This is a genomic window from Paraflavitalea sp. (assembly GCF_059502485.1).
The window spans coordinates 571,864-592,593 of record NZ_JCACET010000004.1; the positions used below are offsets into that span (position 1 = coordinate 571,864).

At 47.7% G+C, this 20,730-nt stretch carries 19 protein-coding genes; 10 read left to right on the top strand and 9 right to left on the bottom strand.

The features are described from left to right. The first annotated feature begins 58 nt into the window (after positions 1 to 58). Complete coding sequence (locus AC5JBY_RS02260; protein ID WP_495902917.1) at positions 59 to 2,959, top strand: TonB-dependent receptor domain-containing protein; 2,901 nt, start codon at positions 59 to 61, stop codon at positions 2,957 to 2,959. A gap of 128 nt (positions 2,960 to 3,087) precedes the next feature. Continuing rightward, positions 3,088 to 4,512 (top strand): arylsulfatase, encoded by a 1,425-nt coding sequence (locus tag AC5JBY_RS02265; RefSeq protein WP_495902918.1) that lies wholly within the window; start codon positions 3,088 to 3,090, stop codon positions 4,510 to 4,512. Positions 4,513 to 4,520: 8 nt separating this feature from the next. Here AC5JBY_RS02265 and AC5JBY_RS02270 read toward each other — a convergent pair whose 3' ends face one another. Further along, the gene (locus tag AC5JBY_RS02270; RefSeq protein ID WP_495902919.1) at positions 4,521 to 5,249 is read right to left on the bottom strand and encodes a hypothetical protein; all 729 of its coding nucleotides are present in this window, start codon (positions 5,247 to 5,249) and stop codon (positions 4,521 to 4,523) included. Between the two features lie 185 nt (positions 5,250 to 5,434). Between AC5JBY_RS02270 and AC5JBY_RS02275 the strand changes: the two genes are divergently transcribed. Beyond that, positions 5,435 to 7,912 (top strand): glycoside hydrolase family 31 protein, encoded by a 2,478-nt coding sequence (locus AC5JBY_RS02275; RefSeq protein WP_495902920.1) that lies wholly within the window; start codon positions 5,435 to 5,437, stop codon positions 7,910 to 7,912. 21 nt (positions 7,913 to 7,933) lie between these two features. Here the strand turns inward: AC5JBY_RS02275 and AC5JBY_RS02280 are convergent, their stop codons facing one another. Beyond that, on the bottom strand, positions 7,934 to 8,248 hold the full coding sequence (locus AC5JBY_RS02280; protein ID WP_495902921.1) for a hypothetical protein: 315 nt from the start codon (positions 8,246 to 8,248) through the stop codon (positions 7,934 to 7,936). 28 nt (positions 8,249 to 8,276) lie between these two features. Beyond that, positions 8,277 to 8,684 carry a sigma-70 family RNA polymerase sigma factor gene (locus tag AC5JBY_RS02285; protein WP_495902922.1) on the bottom strand — a complete coding sequence of 136 codons (408 nt, stop codon included), beginning with the start codon at positions 8,682 to 8,684 and terminating at the stop codon, positions 8,277 to 8,279. Positions 8,685 to 9,103: 419 nt separating this feature from the next. On the opposite strand from AC5JBY_RS02285, the gene AC5JBY_RS02290 reads away from it, so the two are divergent. Next, positions 9,104 to 9,349, top strand: a complete 246-nt coding sequence (locus AC5JBY_RS02290) for a helix-turn-helix domain-containing protein (RefSeq protein ID WP_495902923.1) — start codon at positions 9,104 to 9,106, stop codon at positions 9,347 to 9,349. A gap of 11 nt (positions 9,350 to 9,360) precedes the next feature. Here AC5JBY_RS02290 and AC5JBY_RS02295 read toward each other — a convergent pair whose 3' ends face one another. Together AC5JBY_RS02295 and rpiA are read right to left on the bottom strand one after the other, a co-directional pair. Further along, the gene (locus AC5JBY_RS02295; RefSeq protein WP_495902924.1) at positions 9,361 to 10,800 is read right to left on the bottom strand and encodes an aminotransferase-like domain-containing protein; all 1,440 of its coding nucleotides are present in this window, start codon (positions 10,798 to 10,800) and stop codon (positions 9,361 to 9,363) included. 35 nt (positions 10,801 to 10,835) lie between these two features. Next, entirely contained in the window at positions 10,836 to 11,519 is a 684-nt protein-coding gene (gene rpiA, locus AC5JBY_RS02300; RefSeq protein ID WP_495902925.1) for a ribose-5-phosphate isomerase RpiA, read from the bottom strand. Between the two features lie 189 nt (positions 11,520 to 11,708). Between rpiA and AC5JBY_RS02305 the strand changes: the two genes are divergently transcribed. The 3 genes from AC5JBY_RS02305 to AC5JBY_RS02315 all read left to right on the top strand — a co-directional run bounded on the left by AC5JBY_RS02305 (position 11,709) and on the right by AC5JBY_RS02315 (position 15,582). Then, on the top strand, positions 11,709 to 11,990 hold the full coding sequence (locus AC5JBY_RS02305) for a zinc ribbon domain-containing protein (protein WP_495902926.1): 282 nt from the start codon (positions 11,709 to 11,711) through the stop codon (positions 11,988 to 11,990). Positions 11,991 to 12,195: 205 nt separating this feature from the next. Continuing rightward, positions 12,196 to 12,366 (top strand): DUF6728 family protein, encoded by a 171-nt coding sequence (locus AC5JBY_RS02310; protein WP_495902927.1) that lies wholly within the window; start codon positions 12,196 to 12,198, stop codon positions 12,364 to 12,366. Positions 12,367 to 12,621: 255 nt separating this feature from the next. Next, complete coding sequence (locus AC5JBY_RS02315; RefSeq protein ID WP_495902928.1) at positions 12,622 to 15,582, top strand: PQQ-dependent sugar dehydrogenase; 2,961 nt, start codon at positions 12,622 to 12,624, stop codon at positions 15,580 to 15,582. 106 nt (positions 15,583 to 15,688) lie between these two features. On the opposite strand, the gene lpxB is transcribed toward AC5JBY_RS02315, so the two are convergent. The 4 genes from lpxB to AC5JBY_RS02335 all read right to left on the bottom strand — a co-directional run bounded on the left by lpxB (position 15,689) and on the right by AC5JBY_RS02335 (position 18,457). Further along, complete coding sequence (lpxB, locus tag AC5JBY_RS02320; RefSeq protein WP_495902929.1) at positions 15,689 to 16,819, bottom strand: lipid-A-disaccharide synthase; 1,131 nt, start codon at positions 16,817 to 16,819, stop codon at positions 15,689 to 15,691. Between the two features lie 279 nt (positions 16,820 to 17,098). After that, a complete protein-coding gene (locus AC5JBY_RS02325) occupies positions 17,099 to 17,395 on the bottom strand; it encodes a hypothetical protein (RefSeq protein WP_495902930.1) in 297 nt (98 codons plus the stop codon). After that, positions 17,395 to 18,183, bottom strand: coding sequence for a 5'/3'-nucleotidase SurE (gene surE / locus AC5JBY_RS02330; protein WP_495902931.1), 789 nt, complete (start codon positions 18,181 to 18,183; stop codon positions 17,395 to 17,397). The genes AC5JBY_RS02325 and surE overlap by 1 nt, the downstream gene beginning before the upstream one ends. 142 nt (positions 18,184 to 18,325) lie before the next feature. Next, positions 18,326 to 18,457, bottom strand: coding sequence for a hypothetical protein (locus AC5JBY_RS02335; protein ID WP_495902932.1), 132 nt, complete (start codon positions 18,455 to 18,457; stop codon positions 18,326 to 18,328). Positions 18,458 to 18,516: 59 nt separating this feature from the next. On the opposite strand from AC5JBY_RS02335, the gene AC5JBY_RS02340 reads away from it, so the two are divergent. From AC5JBY_RS02340 to scpB, 3 genes are all read left to right on the top strand, one after another. Continuing rightward, entirely contained in the window at positions 18,517 to 18,666 is a 150-nt protein-coding gene (locus tag AC5JBY_RS02340; RefSeq protein WP_495902933.1) for a hypothetical protein, read from the top strand. Between the two features lie 76 nt (positions 18,667 to 18,742). After that, complete coding sequence (atpG, locus tag AC5JBY_RS02345; protein ID WP_495902934.1) at positions 18,743 to 19,624, top strand: ATP synthase F1 subunit gamma; 882 nt, start codon at positions 18,743 to 18,745, stop codon at positions 19,622 to 19,624. Positions 19,625 to 19,650: 26 nt separating this feature from the next. Beyond that, positions 19,651 to 20,718 carry an SMC-Scp complex subunit ScpB gene (gene scpB, locus AC5JBY_RS02350; protein ID WP_495902935.1) on the top strand — a complete coding sequence of 356 codons (1,068 nt, stop codon included), beginning with the start codon at positions 19,651 to 19,653 and terminating at the stop codon, positions 20,716 to 20,718. Positions 20,719 to 20,730: the final 12 nt, after the last annotated feature.

A 20,730-nucleotide genomic window follows, 5' to 3' on the forward strand; every position in this document is an offset into this window, starting at 1 on the left:
TTTGCTGGTTTTGGATAAGGGTGTCGTCAAATAAAAGTAATCCTTCCAAAAACAACGCATGAAGCTATTTACCCTGACCTTATTAATATTGCTGACGGGCTACGGTCTTTTTGCACAACAAAAGGTAACGGGCAGTATCAAAGGCAAGGTAGTAGATGTAATAAATAACCTGCCCCTGCCCGATGCTACCATTACGATCACCAGCAAGGAAGACTCCACTGCCGTCGGCTTTTCCGTAACCGATAAAACTGGTGGGTTCGAGATCAAAAACATTCCTGGAGGTTCATATATATTAGGTATCAGCTTTACCGGCTATGCACCTTTCACCCGAGATCTGAACATCACTGCCACAAAAGCAGACTATAACCTCGATACGGTTAAGTTGAATACAGATACTTCCATGATGGCGAGTGTAATTGTAACTGCGCCGCCCATCACCATCAAAAAAGATACGGTAGAGTTCAGGGCCAGTGCCTTTAAAACAAAGCCCAATGCTACAGTAGAAGACCTGCTAAAGAAACTGCCGGGCGTGGAAGTAGACAAAGACGGTAACGTTACTTCACAAGGAGAAAATATCCCCAAGATATATGTAGATGGTAAAGAGTTTTTCGGCAACGATCCCAAATTGGCAACCAAGAACCTCACTGCTGAAATGGTGGAAAGCATACAGGTGTTTGACGACATGAGCGATCAGGCCAAATTCACGCGCATCGATGATGGCAGCCGTCAACGTACTATCAATATAAAACTGAAGAAAGACAGACGTAAAGGACTATTTGGCCGCACTACAGTAGGTGGGGGCAGCAGTGATCGCTATACCGCCAATCTCTCGTTGAATGCATTCGATGAAGATCAAAGGGTATCTATCCTTGGTGGCGCCAACAACATCAATCGCCTGGGATTCTCTTCCACTGATCTTATCAGCAATATGGGTGGTATGGGCGGCTTCAGTGGAGGCGGTGGCGGCGGAGGAGGAAGAGGCGGAGGTGGTGGTGGCCGCGGTGGTGGCGGAGGAGGCGGTGGTAGCACCGGTAATGGTAATACCAAGAACTGGAATGCCGGGGTGAACTACCGGGACGATTGGGGAAAGAAAATGGAATTCAGCGGTAATTATTTCGTGTCCAATACCAGTACCATTAACCGCAGCAGAAGCGTACGGCAAAACCTGTTCAAAAACGACTCTACCTCTTTTAGTAATGAACAATCCTACAGGAGGAATGATAATACGAATCACCGTTTTGGGTTCCGTTGGGAATATGAGATAGACAGCATGAACTCTATCCTGCTTACACCCAATATCAACATCCAGCAATCGGAATCCGAAAGCTTTGATTCCGTACATACAGTTGCTTCTACACCCAAGTATAACTATAGAGCTATTGAAGGTACGAGCTCGCGCACCAACCAGCGCGATGGTGTTAGCTTCAACAATAACCTGTTGTTCCGTCACCGCTTCAAAAAGCCCGGTCGCACCTTTACCATTGGCTGGACTACTGCCGTGAACGACAGCGAAGGGGATGGCTATAATATTTCACCCTACAATTATTACAATCCGGATAGTACGCTGTGGCGGGTTAACAACCAGCGTCAGTACAACGAGCAGATCACTAATTCATGGAACAATACGATCAGTTCGTCATTGACAGAAATGTTTGGCACCGATAAGATACTGGAATTGAACTATGCGTATTCAATCAATGAAAGCACCAGCGACAGGAAGACGTTCGATTACGGGACTTTATCCGCTAAGTATGATAGCGTGAACCTGAACCAGACCAACTATTTCGAAAATACTTTTATCTCCAGCAGGCTGGGAACCAACTTCCGGGTGAAGAAGCAGAAGTATGATTACCAGTTGGGTGGTGCTGTGCAGTTTGCCACGTTGGAGAATATGAGCCATCGGGCCTTGACGGGTAAGGATAGCTCTATGAGCCAGCGGTATACCAACTTCTTCCCCAATGCTTCCTTCAATTATAACCTGGGCACGCGCAAGAGCATTCGCTTTAATTATCGCGGAAGCACCCGCGCCCCAAGTATCAGCCAGTTGCAGGATGTGCAGGACCAGTCCAACCAGCTTGTATACCGTACAGGTAACCCCAATCTGAAACAGGAGTTTACCAACAACTTCAACTTCAGCTACAATACCTTTAATGTAAAGAACTTCCTGTTCTTTAACCTGAACCTGAACGCAACAGTGATCAGCAACAGGATCGTGAGCAGCATGACGCAGGTGAGTCCCACCACGCAGTTGATCCGTCCGGTAAACCTGGATGGTTCCTGGAACGCTTCATTCTCCGGCACAATAGGCATTCCGTTGGTCAAGGTAACCACTGGTCGCCGCAGCCCAATGAACATCAACCTTACAACTTCTGTACGCTACAATCGTGATGTGAACCAGCAACTGGGTGTTACCGGTTTCAACAAGACCACCAGCCTGGGACAGCGTATCCGGTACGATTACAATATTCCCGACAAACTGGATGTAGGTGCCAGCGCCAACTTCAATTATAACGATGCGCAGTACGATCTGCAGCAAGGCGCCAACAACCGGTATGTGAATCACAACTATTCACTCGATGCTACCTATACTTTCTTTAAAAGGTTTATGCTGAGTGGTGATTTTGATTATTATGTAAACAGTGGACGGGCGGCAGGCTTCAACCAACCCATTCCTTTATTGAATGCGAGTGTGGCCTGGGTGATGTTTAAAAAGCGGAATGGAGAACTGCGCTTCAGCGTGGTGGATCTGCTAAACCAGAATAAGAACATCGACCGTACCATCGACCCGAACTTCATCGAAGATACTTTCACGGAAACATTGCGCCGTTATTTCCTGGTGACCTTTATGTACAACCTCAACCGTTTTGGCGGCCGCTCCAATGGTGGTGGACAGAACAGGGGTAATGGAGGCGGCATGCGCCAGGGTGGTGGTAATGGTGGAGGCAGAGGACGTTTTTAAAGTGCATGACTCATAAGAAGAAACCTGACGGCTATAATCCCTGTCAGAGCTTACCCCGCTTCGGCGGGGTTTTTCTTTTTATTCAATCGGCTGCTCTTGTTAAATTGTGCATGGTTTAAATCCTGCACATGAAATACGTTATCCTCGCGATTGTAAATACCTTATTACTTGCACAGGCCGGCATGGCCCCAAAGAAAGAGTCTGCCAACCGCAAACCCAATATAATCCTGATCGTTGCTGATGACCTGGGCTATGGCGATGTAGGTTGTTACGGACAAAAGAAAACTTCTACACCCAATATTGATAAACTGGCCGCCACTGGCATGCGGTTCACGCAATTCTACAGCGGCACCACCGTATGTGCACCTTCACGTGCCAGCCTTATGACCGGTATGCACACAGGCCACACACCTATCCGTGGCAACCGGGGTTTTAAACCGGAAGGGCAATTCCCTTTGCCCGATTCTTCCCTCACGATAGCCGAAGTGATGAAGCAGAACGGCTACGCTACCGCTGCCTTTGGTAAATGGGGAATGGGATATCCCGGTTCTGCCGGCGAGCCATTGAAGCAGGGGATAGAACGCTTTTATGGTTACAACTGTCAGTCGGAAGCACACAACTACTATCCCGATCACCTATGGGATAATGACCAGCGTGTTGACTTTCCCGGCAACCGTACCAGCGATTCCATGTACTCGGGCGATAAGATACACAACGCTGCCATGAGCTTCCTGCAGCAAAACATCGACAAGCCATTCTTCCTGTTTTTGCCTTATACATTGCCGCATGGTGACCTCGATGTGCCACGTGACAGTGTATACCAGCATTACGTAAAGCTGTTCAATGAAAAACCACTGCCTGCCAATGCGCCTTCCAAAGGGCGGTTTGAACCCTACCCCCATGCTGCTTTTGCAGCGATGGTAAGCCGCCTCGACAAATACGTAGGAGAAATATACAGGTTTGTACAGCAGAGTGGACAGGCCGATAATACCCTGATCATCTTTACCAGCGATAATGGTCCGCATCGTGAAGATGGAGGTGACCCGGATTTCTTTAATGGCAATGGAGGCTTCAGGGGCATCAAGCGCGATATGTATGAAGGTGGCATCCGTGTGCCTTTTATTGCCAACTGGAAAGGCAGTATCAAAGCAGGTGCTACCAATGATCAGCCGGCAGCCTGGTGGGACCTGTTCCCCACCTTTCAGCAATTGGCTAATATACTTGTATCAAAAAATATCGACGGTATTTCTATTGTGCCTACCCTTACTGGCAAACAGCAAAAAACACATGAATACTTCTATTGGGAGTTTCATGAGCAGGGTGGTAAACAGGCAGTGCGCTACGGTAACTGGAAAGGTATACGGCTCAATGTAAACAAAGCAAAAGACGGCCCGATTGAGTTATATGATCTTACAAAAGACCCTGCAGAGAAAAACAACATAGCTGCCCAACATCCGGAGATCGTACAGAAGATCGTCGCTTTTATGCAGCAGGCCCATACATCCGATGCCAATTGGCCCTTGCTGATAGATGAGCTGCAGGCTGGCAAATAGCCATTAGCTTATTGATTCCAGGTACGATCGTAGGTGACCAATTCTTCGTTCTGTTCACTCAAAACAGCAATGCTGATCTCATTCTCTGTCCATGGACTGGAAAGAATGTTAGTGGTAAAAGACATGAAGTGGTTGATATCGGTGATGCGGCCATCAGCACTGAAGCAGGCGCTGGTGCACGTCCATGTTTTATGATCCACCACATAATTCACGTTAATGGCTTCACGCGCAATGCCCAGGATAAGCTTCTTTTGCGATTTGGACCTGATCTCAAAATATGAATCATACACTTCTTCAGGTACGATCACTACTACCTCATTATTTGCACTGGCCTTCACATGACGCTTTATCCATCCATTACCCGAAGTAGCGCCAGGTCCCGCTATCTTAATATCTGTTATCTCATCTGAAATAAGGATGGGTTTTATGATTACATACTGATTGCTTTGCCGGTTCACCGCTTTTGTATACACTTCAATGTCGGCATTCCAGGTACCGGGCGTAAGTATGTATAAAGGAGCTCTGAGGCCTTCCGTCGTTCTTATTAAACGCTGTCTCACTTTGGTATCTGTGCCTACTTTGCGAAACACTACATCGGCAGAATCGATCTGGTTGATATTTATAGCCGAGTGTTCCAGGTCTACCACCAGTTTCGAAGCTTTATCATATACAGGCTTGCTGCATGAGATCAAACCAGTAAGCACGATCATACCAATAAATACAACTACCCGGCTCATACTATTTCTTTTGCCTGCAAATCTATTGCTGACCATACCCCCGGCAAATGTGATGGTGTATGAATTGTCGATGCCGGTACTTGAAATGCGTATTTCCGTCCTGTAGCTACAGGATGGTTGTACCCCCGGCTTCTTTTACATTGCAGTTCTTCAAATAAGCCTTACTCAATTAAAGTAACGATTGCATGCATAACAGAATTTGGCTATTACTGACGTTGCAGTGCTTTGCCCTCGCTTTGACAGCCAATACCGGCATTGGCGATATCAACGGCAGCTATACCAGGAAAGGCAATGCCTTCCTTTTCTCTGCTACCCGGGCCAGCGTCCAGCTGGAGTTTTGTACGCCCGGCATGGTGCGTGTCAGGAGCAGCTGGTCGAAGACCTTTGCCGCCGATGAACCCTGGATGGTGGTTCAATACCAATGGCCGACAGTAAACGTACAGGTAAAACCAACACCCGAATATTTCTTATTCACTACCGCCCAACTGCAGGTGAGGCTGTATAAAAAAGCAGCACGCATAGATATTTACTCTGCCGCAGGCAAGCTACTGTCCTCAGAGAAAGTGAGCAACGAGCAGGGAGGCATGTATACGCAGGGCGACACTGTCAGTTGTATCAAACAATGTCAGCCCGATGAACAGTTCTTTGGCTTTGGTGAGCGGATGGACTTCATCAACCAGCGTAGCAAAAAAGTTTCCCTCAACGTTGGGCGAGGCAAGGGCATGCCCCATGCGGTAGGCGCTTACAATGTCCTGGAAGCTAATTACTCGCCCATTCCTTTTTTCATGAGTACGCAAGGATATGCCATCTTCTTTCACAACTCCTTTGCTACCTCATGGGATATGGGTGCTACTAATCCAGACACATACCGGTTTGCTGCCAATGGTGGAGAACTGGATTACTACTTCATATACGGCCCTAAGTTTCCGGCCATGCTGGAGCAGTATACTGCACTCACGGGGCGCTCACCGTTGCTGCCGCGCTTTGCTTTGGGGCTGCATGTGGGCACTTATTCCGGCGGCACCTGGGGCTACGAGCAAAATACTTCCGACAGTTATGTGATTGCGCTGGCCAGGAAGCTGAGAGAGATGGGCATACCGGTAGACTTGCTGTGGCTGGATTCTACCTGGCGCATCTTTGGAAAAAATGGAGGCAAGGGGGCTACTTCATTCGAGTGGCGAGAAACCTTCACCAATCCCAAAGGCATGTTCGATAGCCTCTATGCCATGGGTTTTCAAATGGCGGGTTTACACCTGCGTCCTCGCTTCGACAATGGCAACCGCATACGATTGTTGGACACTGCACAACAACTCGGGTACACTTATAAAGAAGGCAACTATGCCGGTGAGTTTGTAAACTTCTTCGATTCCAATGCAGTCAATTGGTGGTGGGAGCATGGAGTTAAGCGCGTAGCTTCCCTTGGCGCCAAGTTTTTGAAAACAGATGAAGGCAGTGCCTTCGGTCACCTTGCCAATGAAAGCGATAAAGTAGGTCCTACCGGAAAAGCAGTACAGGCGTTACACAACGTATTCCCCATCGCTTATGCCAAAGCACCTTACGAAAAGTTCCAGCAGTACAATGGAGTGCGTGGCCTCAACCAGACCCGGGAAGGCTATGCAGGTATACAACGGTATCCTTACATCTTTGCGGGAGATTGGCCCAGTGAGTGGCAATACTTCCCGGCGGTGATCAAAGCAGGTATCAATATCGGCATCTCTGGTGTTGGCTATTGGGCCCATTGCATGGGAGGGTTTGAACACAATGCCGATCCTGAATTATATGTACGCTGGTGCCAGTTTGGAATGTTGAGTCCGGTAGCCACCGTGTTTGGGATGGACCATCCCGGGTACAAAGAGCCATGGAACTATGGTGCCGACGGATTGCGCAATTTCAGGAAATACGATTCACTGCGTTATAGCCTGCTGCCTTATTTGTACAGCTATGCCTGGCAGCAATACAAAACAGGGCTGCCACTCATGCGGGCGCTGGTGTTGCATTACCAGGACGACAGGAATGTACACGATATCGGCGATCAGTATTTGTTAGGAGAAAATATTATGGTATGTCCGGTGACTACCAAAGGTGCGCAAACAAGAACCGTATACCTGCCTGAAGGCAACTGGTTCGATTACTGGACGGGTAAAAGTTATACAGGCAAACAATACATACATGTAGTGACGCCGTTGGATACGATGCCGCTATTTGTAAAAGCAGGCAGTATCATTCCTTATCAGCCGGTGATGAACTATGTGGGCGAAAAGGAAGTGAAACAACTTACGCTCGAAGTATATCCTGGCAACGGTCGCTTTGACCTGTATGAAGATGATGGAAAAAGCCTCGCATACCAGCAAGGTAAAAACGCCATCACGCCCATGGCCATTGCTACCACCGGCAGTGAAATAATGCTGACTATTGAAACAACGTCAGGAGCATACACAACGACTGTAAACAATTATGCCATCGCCTGCTACCTGGATAAGCAGCCGGCAACGATAACCGTGAACGGTACAGCGCTGCAAAGCCGTGCCAGTAAAGAAGCGGTAGATGCCACTGGCTATTATTATGATGCTGCTAAAAAGAAATTATGGCTGCAGGTAGATCGTGCAACAACCGTTGCCCGCCAACCTTCTGGTAAAGGAACGGTGGTAAAAGTTGGGTTGTAATGCACCCTCAATGTGTATCGGCTATTTGCTTTTTCGGCTGGCCTGTTTCACGGGGACTGCCTTTGCCTGTTGTGCATTATCTATGGTATACACTGCTTCCAAAAGCGCTTTCATCTTCTCGTAAAAGAACAGCAGGTTACTACGTTCTCTGCCGGTGTCATAAATACTGGGGCTTTTGCTGAGCGCTGTGGCTATCCAATCCCACATGATCTCGTTGGCTTCATGCAGGCGGTAGGTGTCACAAAAATCAGATAATACCTCCTGTGGTGTTGATTGTTCTGCTGTGTCTAATCCGTCTTGGGTAGATTGAGCAATACGCTTGTTACTTTTTGGCATGGCGAAAGGTTTACGAACTGGATGCTGTTTAACAAGGTTGTATCGAATAGATAGTATCAGGCGTTGTGAAGGATATATGGGATTTCTTATGACGAATCTGTCTTAATACTTCTGCACGAATGATCTCCTGGTGTATTTGATCATTGTCAATAACCCTTTGTTCTTTTTGCAAATGCAGGCGACAGCCATCATAAGTACTGGTATATAGAAAGTTGCTGATGGCGGTAAGGCTATAGAATCGCTTGCGCATTTCCCATAATTGTAATACGGCTTCCTCTGCAATCACTGTCGCTGCTGCTGCGTTGCCGGTAAGCCGGGATGCAAAGAAGCAGAGCGCCGGGCCATACTCATCCAGTATATATTGAAATGCATCGGTATTACCTGCCCTTAACTTCAGGGCAACAGCACTCCTGTCATGAAACTTCGGATAGCTCATGAAGTTGGTGATTTAGATTTAAAAAAAGGGCCCACTCCACCCCTTAAAATGAGAGATGGGCCCCCAGAGCCTAACCATGTTAGTGATAAAAGAAAAGCACGATTGTTTGACCCCAGGGACTTATACCTTACTCCAATAAACACCCCGCTGCAGGCAATTGTCTACAGTAGAATGATACAGGAAGTAATCTGATTAGTGCGTTGGTTGGCTGAGATATATAACAGACTCAAATATACGGCAAATCTAATAGTGCGGTTTCAATCAACCGCACTATTTTATAAAAAATATCTCTTTTCAGTAGTATTACGCATCTTAACAGTGAGGCATACCGTATATATGGTAGAGGGCAACGATAGGACCCCGGTGTCCTTGTCTTTTTGAAGAAAATGTACCTTATCTTTAGTACGATAATATAATGTATGGCTACACAAGTACAGAAGAAATCAACCAGTAAAATGAATGCCCGCTTCGGTGCGCACCTGAAGTCGGTACGCGAAGGCAAGGGGCTTAGTTTACGCCGTCTGGCCGACTTGTGTGACCTTGATAATAGCAATATCTCCAAGATCGAGCACGGCAAGTTCGATATACAATTGTCAACAATTATTGAGCTGGCCAAAGGGCTCGGCGTACATCCCCGTGAGTTACTGGATTACGATTTTGAGTAACAGGCAATCCTTTACACCATCTTCCTGATCAGGTTACCCAATGTTTTCAATCCTTTCTCCACTTTATCATTCCAGGGGCTTCCGTAACCAATACGCAAGTAGTTGGAGTAATTGGAACTGTTGGAAAAAATACGCCCCGGCGCAATAGATATCTGGTGTTTCAGTGCTTCTGTGCTGAGCTTATAGGTATTTACTTTCTTATTCAGTTCTACCCACAATACAAAACCGCCTTGCGGGCGCGATATCTTGGTGTCTTCAGGAAAATATTGCACAATCCCCTGTATGTAGCGCAGACATTGCGTGTGCAGCGCCTTGCGTAAATTCTTCAGGTGATATTCATACCGGCCGATGCTGAGGAAGTGGGCAATGGCCACCTGCGTAAGCGTAGGGCTGCTGATGGTATGCATCATCTTCAAAGCACTTACCTGTTCCATGTACCTGCCCGGTATCACCCAACCTATGCGATAGCCGGGCGCCAGTGATTTGGACAGGGAAGAGCAATGCATCACGAGTCCTTTGGTATCGTAATACTTACACGTCTTGGGACGGTGCCTGCCAAAATACATCTCGCCATATATATCATCTTCGATAAGCGGGATGTTATGGCGGGTGATCAGTTCTACCAGCTTTTTCTTATGCTCATCGGGCATACAACCACCGGAAGGGTTGTTGAAATTGGGTACCAACAAGCAGGCTTTGATGGACATTTCTTTAATTGACTTTTCAAGACAGTCGAGATCGGCACCAGTAGTAGGATCAGAAGGTATTTCCATCATACGCAGGCCGAGGCTTTCAATCACCTGGTAAATGCCAAAATAGGCAGGCGATTCCACTGCGATCGAATCACCCGGTTTAGTGACGGCCCGCAGGCAAAGCAGGAGCGCTTCCATACAACCCGAGGTCACTACCACTTCTTCAGGTTTCACCTTGCCTCCCCAATTGAAAGCCAGCCGGGCGATCTGCTTGCGCAGCTCAACATTGCCCTGGATGTTTTCGTAGCCGATACAATGGTCTTTACCATTGCGTAGGGCATATACTACCGACTTGTTCAGTTTGGCAGCCGGCAACAGCTCTACAGCAGGCGCAGCCAATGCAAAATTCACGATGTCATGCGCATTGAAGTTTGTCAATAGCCCCATGATCATTTCCTGAACGGTCACCTCGCTTTTTACCGGTTCGGGAGGCAATACGTTGGGCACGGCGGGAAAGCGGCGATGATTGAAGCGCACATAATACCCGGATTTAGGTCTTGCTTCAATCAATCCCTTTCCTTCGAGGTGATAATAAGCCTGGAAAGCAGTGCCCATGCTAATGCCGTATTCTTCGCTCAGCACCCGCACGGAAGGAAGTTTATCGCCAATGCGCAACACTTCGCCGGCAATCATCTTTTCGATGCCGTCAGCCACCTGGAGGTAAATATGATCCTCTGAAGTAAATTTTGCTTTGCCCATACCTGAATGATCTGATATAGTCAAAAATAACAAAATTAAATTTGATCTACCCGCACAGTTCCGTCCGGATACCCAATGATCGTGGCGGTAGCCATCCCGATAAACAGGCCATTATCCACTACGCCGGGAATGGAATTGAGGGCAATATGAAGAGCAGGAGCGTCGGTGATCTGGTTAAAATGACAGTCGAGGATATAATGACCGTGGTCCGTTACCAGGGTTTGATTGTCCTTTGATCGCAGGCTGGTTTTTATCTGGTAAGCTTGTTCGATATGCCGTTGCACTTGTTTCCAGCCAAAGGGTATTACTTCCACAGGCAGGGGAAAAGCCCCCAGCTGCTTGACCAGTTTGGTATGATCGGCAATGATTACGAACTGTTTGGAAGCTGCAGCCACCATCTTTTCCTGTAGCAGAGCGCCGCCCCCGCCTTTGATCAGCTGCCCTTGCGGGTCTATTTCATCGGCGCCGTCGATGGTAATATCGAGCGCAGGCGCTTCATTGAGTTCGATAAGCGGAATTTTTTGTTCGGTGGCCAGCCGTGCTGTTTCACGCGAAGTAGGCACACAGCGGATGTCCAGACCTTCCTGCACGCGTTTGCCCAATGACATCAACAACCAGTAAGCAGTAGAACCTGTACCGATCCCTGCTGTCATACCTGGTTTCAACAATTCAGCTGCCTGTTCACCCACTTTTCTTTTAATATCATTGGCCGAAAGCATGTGCGTAAGATTTAAATCTTATTAAAGGTAGTCGATTGCAGTAATTATTAGGCAATGGGTTTCAATGCAGTAAGATTTTTAGCGCATACATGTACAAAAAAATAAGACTGTGTATAAAAACAAAACCCGCGTCTGGTCTGATTTAGGAGGGAATTTGGTATCTTGTAGATAGTCAAAAAATCAACTGCTATGGAACGAGTGTACAAAAACTGTCAGTCCTGCGGAATGCCGATGAAGCGGGACGAACGCGGTGGAGGCACCAACGCCGATGGTAGCACCAATGCCATGTACTGCAGCCATTGCTACGAAGCAGGTCGCTTCACCGTACGCAACATTACAGTTGAGGATATGAAAGTGCAGGTAAGAGGAAAACTCAAAGCTGTCGGGTTCCCCGGCTTTGTGGCCAGCTTCTTTACCCGTAACCTGCACAAGCTGGAACGCTGGAAGATCCGCCACATGGCCGTGGAGTAACTGTATGAAATTATCCTCTACAAGCTGAATATTCATTTTCTGCAGCCAGCTTCCGGCAGCACAAGTCCCTTTTTGCCTTTGTCGCCCTCTTTTTTTAATCTCCTCATGGAGTAGTAGTTCTATTGCCTATCCTTTCACCAGGAAGACTCATTACTTATTACTCACAACTAATGTCGTAACTTTGTACCTTTAACAATTTTTCAATATGGGAGTTTGGCGACAATTGGCCGAATATTTTTATATAAAGAAGCGAGACCCCAAAGCTCCGCATACACGTTGGATGCAATACATGCATGGCATCAACCGCATTTCCCTCTTCATGTTCCTCTTGGCCCTCATTATTATTATCCTGAAGCTATTTGTATTAAAGAAATAGTAGAATTTACGGTTATAGTATGGCGTTTTAATTGAATTTTAATGCTGGAGCCTTCCAGTTTTAATCTAACATTTCTATATATCCGAAAGTATAACATTAGCTTTGCCTCCCCTCTATATCCTCACCGCGTTTCCACATATCCGTTGTATTACGTTTTCTAACAATCTAAGTCCTACTGATAACCTCACACAGGGAATCACATTTTCCTATCCATCCATCTATGCGCCATTAAGCGCTTAATTAAAAGTATTCTACATGAAAACTTTGTACAAATTGCTATTTGTTGCCTCTGTATTATTATGTATCTCCAGCCAACTAATTGCTCAATCATTTCCTGCCGGTTTCCAGGCTACCAAAGTGGCCGAAGGATTAAACCCGACAGACATGAAATTCTCTCCTGACGGGCAATACTTGTTCATCACCAACAAAACGGGACAGGTTTATCTTTTCGAGAACGATGAGCTATACGCCACACCGTTACTGGATATTTCCGCCAGCATTATTACAAACGGCGAAAGAGGATTGACACATTTAGCTGTCGATCCGGAATTTAATACCAATCATTATATATACCTCTACTATACGCTTCCCAGTGAGCGCAACAGGATTAGCCGGTTTACATTTAATCCGGCAGCCAAAACCCTGGGATCCGAGCAGCCGCTACTCACACTACAAAAGATGACAGGCGACATCCACACGGGTGGCGCTATGAATTTTGGTAAGGATGGAAAATTGTACATCGCTACCGGCGAATCGAGCCATCCGGAAAGGGCGCAGGATATCTATAGCCAATTGGGAAAGGTGTTGCGCATGAACAAGGACGGCTCTGTTCCTATCGATAATCCTTATTATGGTGTTATTGCCGATACCTTACAATATATCTGGGCCATCGGTTTGCGCAATCCTTATGCGGCAGATATTCATCCGGTTACCGGCCAGTACCTGGTGTGTGATGTAGGACAGAATGAGTGGGAAGAGATCAACGATATAAAGAAAGGAAAGAACTACGGCTGGGCTACGGTGGAAGGGCCTATTCAGGCGGGCACCACGCCACCAGATAATTATGTAGATCCTGCACTCTATTATTCACACAGCGAAGGTTGTGCTATTGTGGGAGGCGTGTTCTATGCGCCTGCGCAGCCGGCTTTTCCCGCACAATACTTCAACAAATATTTCTATACCGATTATTGTAACCAATCCATCAAGGTGATGAACCCGGAAACCTACCAGGCGGAAGGCGTATTTGGTACTAACCTGAAGCGGCCGGTAGCCTGCGCCGTGAAGCCTTCCGGCGAATTCTTCTACCTCGACAGGGGTGGTTTGCCCCAGCAGGGTGAGGAGAATGTAGATGGCATCCTGTGGAAAGTGGAATATACAGGTTCATTAGCCCCTGCAATAGGAGCCGACCCGCAAACTGTTCTTATCTCTGCAGGTGACAGTGCCACATTTACCGTATTGGCCAATGGTCTTGGCCTTTCTTACCAGTGGTTGCGCAACGGTGTTGATATCCCCAATGCCGATAGCTCTTCCCTTGTGCTGAGAAATGTGCCCTTCTCAGATAGCGGCGCGCTGATCACTTGCCGCGTGACCAACAGCTTTGGAACAGTTACGAGCAATGCGGCTGTACTGCGCGTTACTTCAAGGCCCAACCCTGTACCGGTCATCGATCTGCCGGCAGATGGCGCTACGTATGTAGCCTATTCTACCATGAACTTTAGCGGCCACGCTACTGATGAAGTGGATGGAGCGATTACACCAGATAAGCTGACATGGAAAATAGATTTCCACCACGATACCCATTATCATCCCGGCCTCGACCCTACGCCGGGCGATCAGGTCACGGGCTCTTACTTCCTGCCGGGTAATATAGAAGTGTCAGACACCGTATGGTACCGTATTTATCTCACGGCTACCAACAGTATGGGATTGAAATCTACCGTCTACCGCGAGGTGTATCCTGAAAAAGTGACCCTGCATGTCAAATCGCTTACAGAAGGCAGGCCTGTTGCTATACCCTTGAATATGGATGGCTCCATCGCGCCTCCACAGGTTGATAAGCCAAGCGTGAAAGGCGTAACCAGGAATATCACAGCGCAGGCTACTTACCTGATTGCCGACACCTTGTTTACTTTTGCCAGTTGGGGTAATGGTAATACAAACCGGACGCTTACATTCAACACACCTGACAGCGATACGACCATCACAGCCCTGTACACCAAATCGGCCACCTTTGCTGGCGAGGGATTAAAGGCGGAATATCGAACCAATACCAATCAGTTTACAGGACCGGTAACTTACACGCGTACTGATGCTGCTATCGATTTTGTATGGACAGGAGCGCCTGCACCAGGCGTAAGTGATCAGAATTTCACGGTTGTTTGGGAAGGGTACCTCCAGCCTCGTACCACCGGACTGTATACGCTTTACCTCGATAATGCGTTGAGTCAGTCAGTATTGTATATCAACGATCAGGAGTTCATAGACAGAGGTGATGGAGGAGCGGTAGGCGGTACTGCGAAGACAATCAACTTTACTGCAGGCACCAAATACAAGATCCGCATTGAATACTGGGCCAACTATGGTAGCACATCTACAATCTCTTTGGAATGGAGCGGTCCACAAGTGTTCAGGCAAACGATACCTGCATCGTCTATGTACACAGCTGAGGCTGCATTGCCGGTGATCTTTACTGAGTTTACCGTAAGGCCACGCAATGAACAATTGCAGCTCACCTGGAAAGTGGAAGACCTTGGCAATGTGAAAGGATATGCGGTAGAAAAACGAAAGAGCGGTACTGCAACATTTGAGGCGATTGCTTACATCAATGCCATTGGTAGCAACCAATACGTATATACGGATGGAGCAGTGAACCCGGGTACGTTATACGAGTACCGCATCAGGCAGGAAGACCACGATGGACGGCCCACCTTCTCACCCACAAGATTGGGTAGATTGAGCGGACAGGTAACCTTCGACTATGTGATCGTGCCCAACCCCGCTGATGTCAACAGGCAGGTACAATTGCTGTTTTCCCAGGCCATTGGAGATGCAGAAGTATTCCTGCTGTCGCCAGATGGAAAAATCGTTTCCCGCCGCAGGGTAACCACCACCGGGCAAACAGTAGAAATGCCGCTTAACGGCCTTGCAGCCGGTACTTATTACCTGAAAGTAATTCAGGGCCACAACGTACTGGTGAAAAAGCTGGTAATACACTAAAGCACTGAAAGCCTCCACATAAACAAACAGAGCGGGCCATCTATAGATGACCCGCTTTTATTTTTATTGCATGGTATAAGTAGTCATGAAATAGCAATCTCACGCCTCACTGCGCACGTTTCACATCCATGAATCGTACAATACTCGCCGCTGCTTTGGCAGAAGCATGGCCGCCTTCGCTTAGCAATTGCTTCAGTGCCGCATAATCCTTTTGCAGTTGCTCCCGGCGTGCAGGATCATGCAAGAGCTCATGCAGCTCGCGCTTAAGGTTAGCGGGCGTAAGATCATCCTGGATCAGTTCTTTTACTACCAGCTTGTCCATGATGAGGTTGACAAGTGAGATATATTTTACCTTGATCAGGCGTTTAGCGATCTGGTACGAGATATTACTGCCTTTATAACACACCACTTCAGGAACGGCAAACAAGGCAGTTTCCAGGGTTGCTGTGCCGGAGGTCACCAACGCTGCCTGCGATTGCAATAACAAGGTGTATGTTTTGCCACTTACCGAAGAAACATTCGGAAAACCTTGTAGCAGGGAGGCATAAAAACTATCCTCCTGCCCCGGCGCTTTGGCCACTACAAACTGCAGGTCGGGAAATTCCTTGCTTACTTCCAGCATGATGGGCAGCTTCTTCAATATCTCCTGTTTCCTGCTGCCCGGCAACAATGCCACAATGGGCTTGCCAGATGAAGCCTGTTCGTTATTTACCAGTGTGCCCGACTGCCGTTCCTCCACTACCTCCACCAGCGGATGCCCCACATATTCCACTTCCCAGTTCCATTTGTTGCGGTAATAATCTTTTTCAAAAGGCAGGATCACCAGCATCTTGTCGATGCATTCCTTCATCTTCTTGACGCGGTTCTCCTTCCAGGCCCACACCTGCGGAGAGATGTAGTAGATCACGGTGATGCCCTGCTGTTTAGCCCATTCAGCAATGCGCAGGTTGAAGCCAGGATAATCGATCAGGATCAGGGTATCGGGTTTGAACGCTAAAATATCTTCCTTGCAAAAACGGAGGTTGCGCAGGATGGTGCCCAGGTTCCTGACTACTTCGATGAAACCCATAAACGCCAGGTCGCGGTAATGCTTCACCAGTTCTCCGCCGGCAGCTTGCATAAGGTCGCCGCCCCAGCAACGGATAGTAGCCGTTTGGTCCAGCTTTTTCAACTCTTTGATCAGGTTACTGCCATGCAGATCACCCGAGGCCTCGCCGGCTATGATGTAATAACGCATATCGATCTTTACATTTCGGCTGCAAAGTAACTAAAAGAAAACCAGCAACCCGATGCTTCCCCTGTTCCTCCTCATTGCTTACCCGGAATCCGAGGCCGCACAGAGAAGAACCCGAGGAGGCAAAGAGGAAGCAAAGAGGAGAATCCGGGAAGAATGTTCCAACCATCACAGATTTTGTCTCCGCCCGTCCCAGGTTTTTGGGAAGACCGTGGCAGGTTTCCGGGGAGACCATCACATTGTTGAAAAAGCAGGGCTGGAGAACTATACCTTTGCTTGTCTTTACAGGATAAACTTCAGCAGCAGGGCCGCAATAGCATAGATCAGGGTAATGGCGAAAACACCTTTGGCGGTTTTGTCGCGGTGAGTATTGATATAAAAAGTGAAGAGCGCAATGTTCAGGATCAGGCAGGGTACCGAAATGGCAGTTACCTGGTTCTTGTTCTGCGCTACGAAACGGAAGAAATCATTAACAGTGTAGAGTGGGTAAAACTTCACAAAATAGTAGATCACCAGGCTAAGCAGGGGAGCTATAAAGCCAAGAAGCATACCGAAGCGGAGGTCGTCTTTCTTGAACATTAGAATTTCCACGTTTTTTGAAGTTTGTCCTTAAGAACGTAATTCGTCAGATCAAATTGTACAGGCACCAGGCTTACGTAGTTATTTTCCAGGGCCCATACATCGGTATCTCTTCCCTTGTCGAAATTCACGAATTCGCCCGTTAACCAGTAATACTTCCGTCCATTCGGGTCATTGCGTTCCACAAAATCCTCCTCGTACTTGGCATAAGCCTGCCGGCAAATGCGTATTCCTTTGATGAGCGACTCTTCTATGGCGGGTATATTAACGTTCAGAACAGTATGCTTTTCTACCTTTTTCTTCAGTATCTGCTGCACGATGATGCGGGCGTACTTGCGCGCGCCGGTAAAGTCGGCCTCGATGCTATGGTCCAGCAGGGAGAAACCAATAGAAGGAATACTTTCGATAGCAGCTTCCACGGCGGCCGACATGGTGCCGGAATAAATGACATTGATAGAGTGATTGGCGCCATGGTTAATGCCGCTGATACACAGATCGGGCTTGCGGTGCAGCACCTTGTCTACAGCCAACTTCACACAATCCACAGGCGTGCCGGTGCATTGGTAGGCTTCTACACCTTCAAAATATTGAACGGGGGTGAGGCGTAAAGGCTGACCGATGGTGATGGCATGCCCCATGCCACTTTGAGGTTTGTCGGGAGCTACCACTACAATCTTACCCAGGTCTTTTACCGCTTCTACGAGGTTGCGTATACCCGGTGCAGTAACTCCGTCATCGTTGGTCACCAGGATTACAGGTTCTTCTTTTTTTTGCTTCGCTTTGGCCATAGACTTCATTGAACAGGCAACAAAAGTGCTAAATATTTCACTCAACACAAAAAGAAAGAACAGCCTTCAAACAGGCATTGATCAATTAATGGGAAAGGAGGCATTACGGACAGGTATAAACTGTAGGAAGATCGCTTATTAGTTAAGCCGGTTGAAGCACCAAAGGAACTGTACCGATCTGCCGGATATCAGGCACGGTGTAAACGGTGGGAGACACCGGTGCATTCCGGACAGCATACACCAGCGTGGCGATCATTTGGCCGATGGTCACCATCTTTTGATACTATTCTTTAAAGGATTTAGGGGCTGATTGGTTGAAAAACAGCATATTATGTGCTTAATTATCCCTCTTCAATGGAGGCTTTGCGTTTTATTTATGATTTTATCCCGGCCCTCGCCGGAATTTTCCACAACGGGATGGAAATCCCGACGCTATACGCTACCTTTGCCGCCGATTTTAAGGGGCTGATTGCCGGTAATTAATCAGTTACGTCGGTCAGTTTTAGGGAGCTAATCCCTATTCACCTTTCAACTTAATCAACTCATCAACCTTTCTGCAATGGCAGGTCAATTAAAAGAAGTTCGTAACAGGATCAAGTCGGTACAGAATACTCAGCAGATCACTAAAGCCATGAAAATGGTGAGTGCTGCCAAACTGCGTAAAGCACAGGATGCCATCATCCAGATGCGTCCCTATGCACGCAAATTGCAGGAAGTGTTGAGCAATATCGTGAGCAGTGCAGATGGAGAAGTAGGTATCAGCCTCGCAGTAGAAAGACCGGTTGAGAAAGTGTTGCTGATCGTGATCACCAGCGACCGTGGTTTGAGCGGCGCTTACAATGCCAACGTAATCAAGCTGGCAAAAGCTACCATCGCAGAAAAATATGCTGCACAGGCCGCCAAAGGCAATGTACAGATCTGGAACATCGGTAAAAAAGGCTATGAGCATTTCTCCAAGAACAAGTTCAATGCCGATGATACCTATAAAGATATATTCCTCCGCCTCACTTTCGAAAACGTACAGGCTTGCGCACAGGCTGCTGTAAAAGCCTTCGAAAGCGGACAATTCGACGTGGTGGAGTTGGTATACAGTGAATTTAAGAATGCTGCTACCCAGGTGTTTACCCTGGAGCGCTTCCTCCCCATCCCCAAAGTACAGCAGAAAGAAGGCGCCAAGAAAAGCGACTTCATCTTCGAACCCTCCCAGCAGGAGCTCATTGCCGAGTTGATGCCCAAGATCCTGAACACCCAGCTGTTCAAGGCAGTCCTGGATGCCCATGCTTCTGAACATGGCGCCCGCATGACAGCCATGGATAAGGCTACAGAAAACGCCAATGAGTTGTTGAAGAACCTCAAGATATCTTACAACCGCGCCCGTCAGGCTGCCATCACCACCGAGCTTACGGAGATCGTGAGCGGTGCAGCAGCATTGCAAGGGTAATAGCGTATTGTATTTAAACTGCCAGAATGGAAATAGGACATCTTATACCACATATAGAGGCCCTCATATTTGCCAGCGATAAACCATTGACAGCGCTGGAGTTGACTGAGCTTATCAATAATGCCTTTGGCTTTATGGAAGATAAGATCGTGCTGGACCAGGTAGAGTCTGCTTTGGAAGGTATCGTGGAAAAATACAAATCGGAGTTTTATCCTTTTGAAGTACGGGAAAGCGGCGGTGGCTGGCAGTTCCTGACCAAAAGAGATTACCATAAAACAGTGGCCCAGCTCAACGGCGATAAGTTCCTCAAACGCCTGTCTACAGCTGCCCTGGAAGCCCTTTCCATCATTGCTTACAAACAACCCGTTACCAAAGCGGAGATCGAAGCCATCCGTGGCGTGAGCAGTGACTATGCCATCCAGAAATTGCTGGAAAAAGAATTGATCGTTATCACCGGCCGCAATGAAAAAATGCCCGGCCATCCCCTCGTATACGGTACTTCCAAGAACTTCATGGACTACTTTGGCATCAACTCGGCCGAAGACCTGCCCAAGCTCAAAGAAGTATTTGATGATGCTATGGTCAACGCTACCAATGTAAGCGATGCCATTGCAGAACAGGAAACCCGCGAAGCAGCAGGCAATGCCGCTGGTGAAAATGAAGAAGAGGCTGCGCTGGCAGTAGGAGAGAACGGTGAACTGATAGAGGGCATAACCACAGGACATATCAACGGTGAAGCCGTTGCATTTGCCAGTGAGGAAGAAACAGACGAAGAGGCCGGAGAAGAAACGGCTGAAACAGAAGCAGATACCGAAGAAGGTACAGATATAGAAGACAGTGCAGAATACGCTGATACCGAAGATGCTGAAGAAGAAGTAGAAGAAGGTGGTGACGATGAGGAAGAAGATGAAGATGGTGACGAGCAGGATGACGAAGACCTCGATGACGAGGAAGAAGCGGATGACGAAGAAGAGGGCGATGATGCCGATGACGAATCTGATGAAGAGGAGGGCGATGCAGAAGAGGAAGAGGGTGTTGACGACGAAGAAGGTGACGATGACGAGGAGGACGAAGAGGAAGACAAACGCAAGTAACAACGTCTGATT

Bases quoted from the DNA above. Each gene is read 5' to 3' on its own strand.
- AC5JBY_RS02295 (WP_495902924.1), bottom strand. From the start codon at position 10,800: ATGGGCAAAGCAAAATTTACTTCAGAGGATCATATTTACCTCCAGGTG.
- AC5JBY_RS02325 (WP_495902930.1), bottom strand. From the start codon at position 17,395: ATGTTCAAGAAAGACGACCTCCGCTTCGGTATGCTTCTTGGCTTTATA.
- AC5JBY_RS02310 (WP_495902927.1), top strand. From the start codon at position 12,196: ATGGGAGTTTGGCGACAATTGGCCGAATATTTTTATATAAAGAAGCGA.
- AC5JBY_RS02335 (WP_495902932.1), bottom strand. From the start codon at position 18,457: ATGGTGACCATCGGCCAAATGATCGCCACGCTGGTGTATGCTGTCCGG.
- AC5JBY_RS02275 (WP_495902920.1), top strand. From the start codon at position 5,435: ATGCATAACAGAATTTGGCTATTACTGACGTTGCAGTGCTTTGCCCTC.
- scpB (WP_495902935.1), top strand. From the start codon at position 19,651: ATGGAAATAGGACATCTTATACCACATATAGAGGCCCTCATATTTGCC.
- AC5JBY_RS02270 (WP_495902919.1), bottom strand. From the start codon at position 5,249: ATGAGCCGGGTAGTTGTATTTATTGGTATGATCGTGCTTACTGGTTTG.
- AC5JBY_RS02305 (WP_495902926.1), top strand. From the start codon at position 11,709: ATGGAACGAGTGTACAAAAACTGTCAGTCCTGCGGAATGCCGATGAAG.
- AC5JBY_RS02315 (WP_495902928.1), top strand. From the start codon at position 12,622: ATGAAAACTTTGTACAAATTGCTATTTGTTGCCTCTGTATTATTATGT.
- AC5JBY_RS02290 (WP_495902923.1), top strand. From the start codon at position 9,104: ATGGCTACACAAGTACAGAAGAAATCAACCAGTAAAATGAATGCCCGC.
- rpiA (WP_495902925.1), bottom strand. From the start codon at position 11,519: ATGCTTTCGGCCAATGATATTAAAAGAAAAGTGGGTGAACAGGCAGCT.
- surE (WP_495902931.1), bottom strand. From the start codon at position 18,183: ATGGCCAAAGCGAAGCAAAAAAAAGAAGAACCTGTAATCCTGGTGACC.
- lpxB (WP_495902929.1), bottom strand. From the start codon at position 16,819: ATGCGTTATTACATCATAGCCGGCGAGGCCTCGGGTGATCTGCATGGC.
- AC5JBY_RS02260 (WP_495902917.1), top strand. From the start codon at position 59: ATGAAGCTATTTACCCTGACCTTATTAATATTGCTGACGGGCTACGGT.
- AC5JBY_RS02265 (WP_495902918.1), top strand. From the start codon at position 3,088: ATGAAATACGTTATCCTCGCGATTGTAAATACCTTATTACTTGCACAG.
- AC5JBY_RS02285 (WP_495902922.1), bottom strand. From the start codon at position 8,684: ATGAGCTATCCGAAGTTTCATGACAGGAGTGCTGTTGCCCTGAAGTTA.
- atpG (WP_495902934.1), top strand. From the start codon at position 18,743: ATGGCAGGTCAATTAAAAGAAGTTCGTAACAGGATCAAGTCGGTACAG.
- AC5JBY_RS02280 (WP_495902921.1), bottom strand. From the start codon at position 8,248: ATGCCAAAAAGTAACAAGCGTATTGCTCAATCTACCCAAGACGGATTA.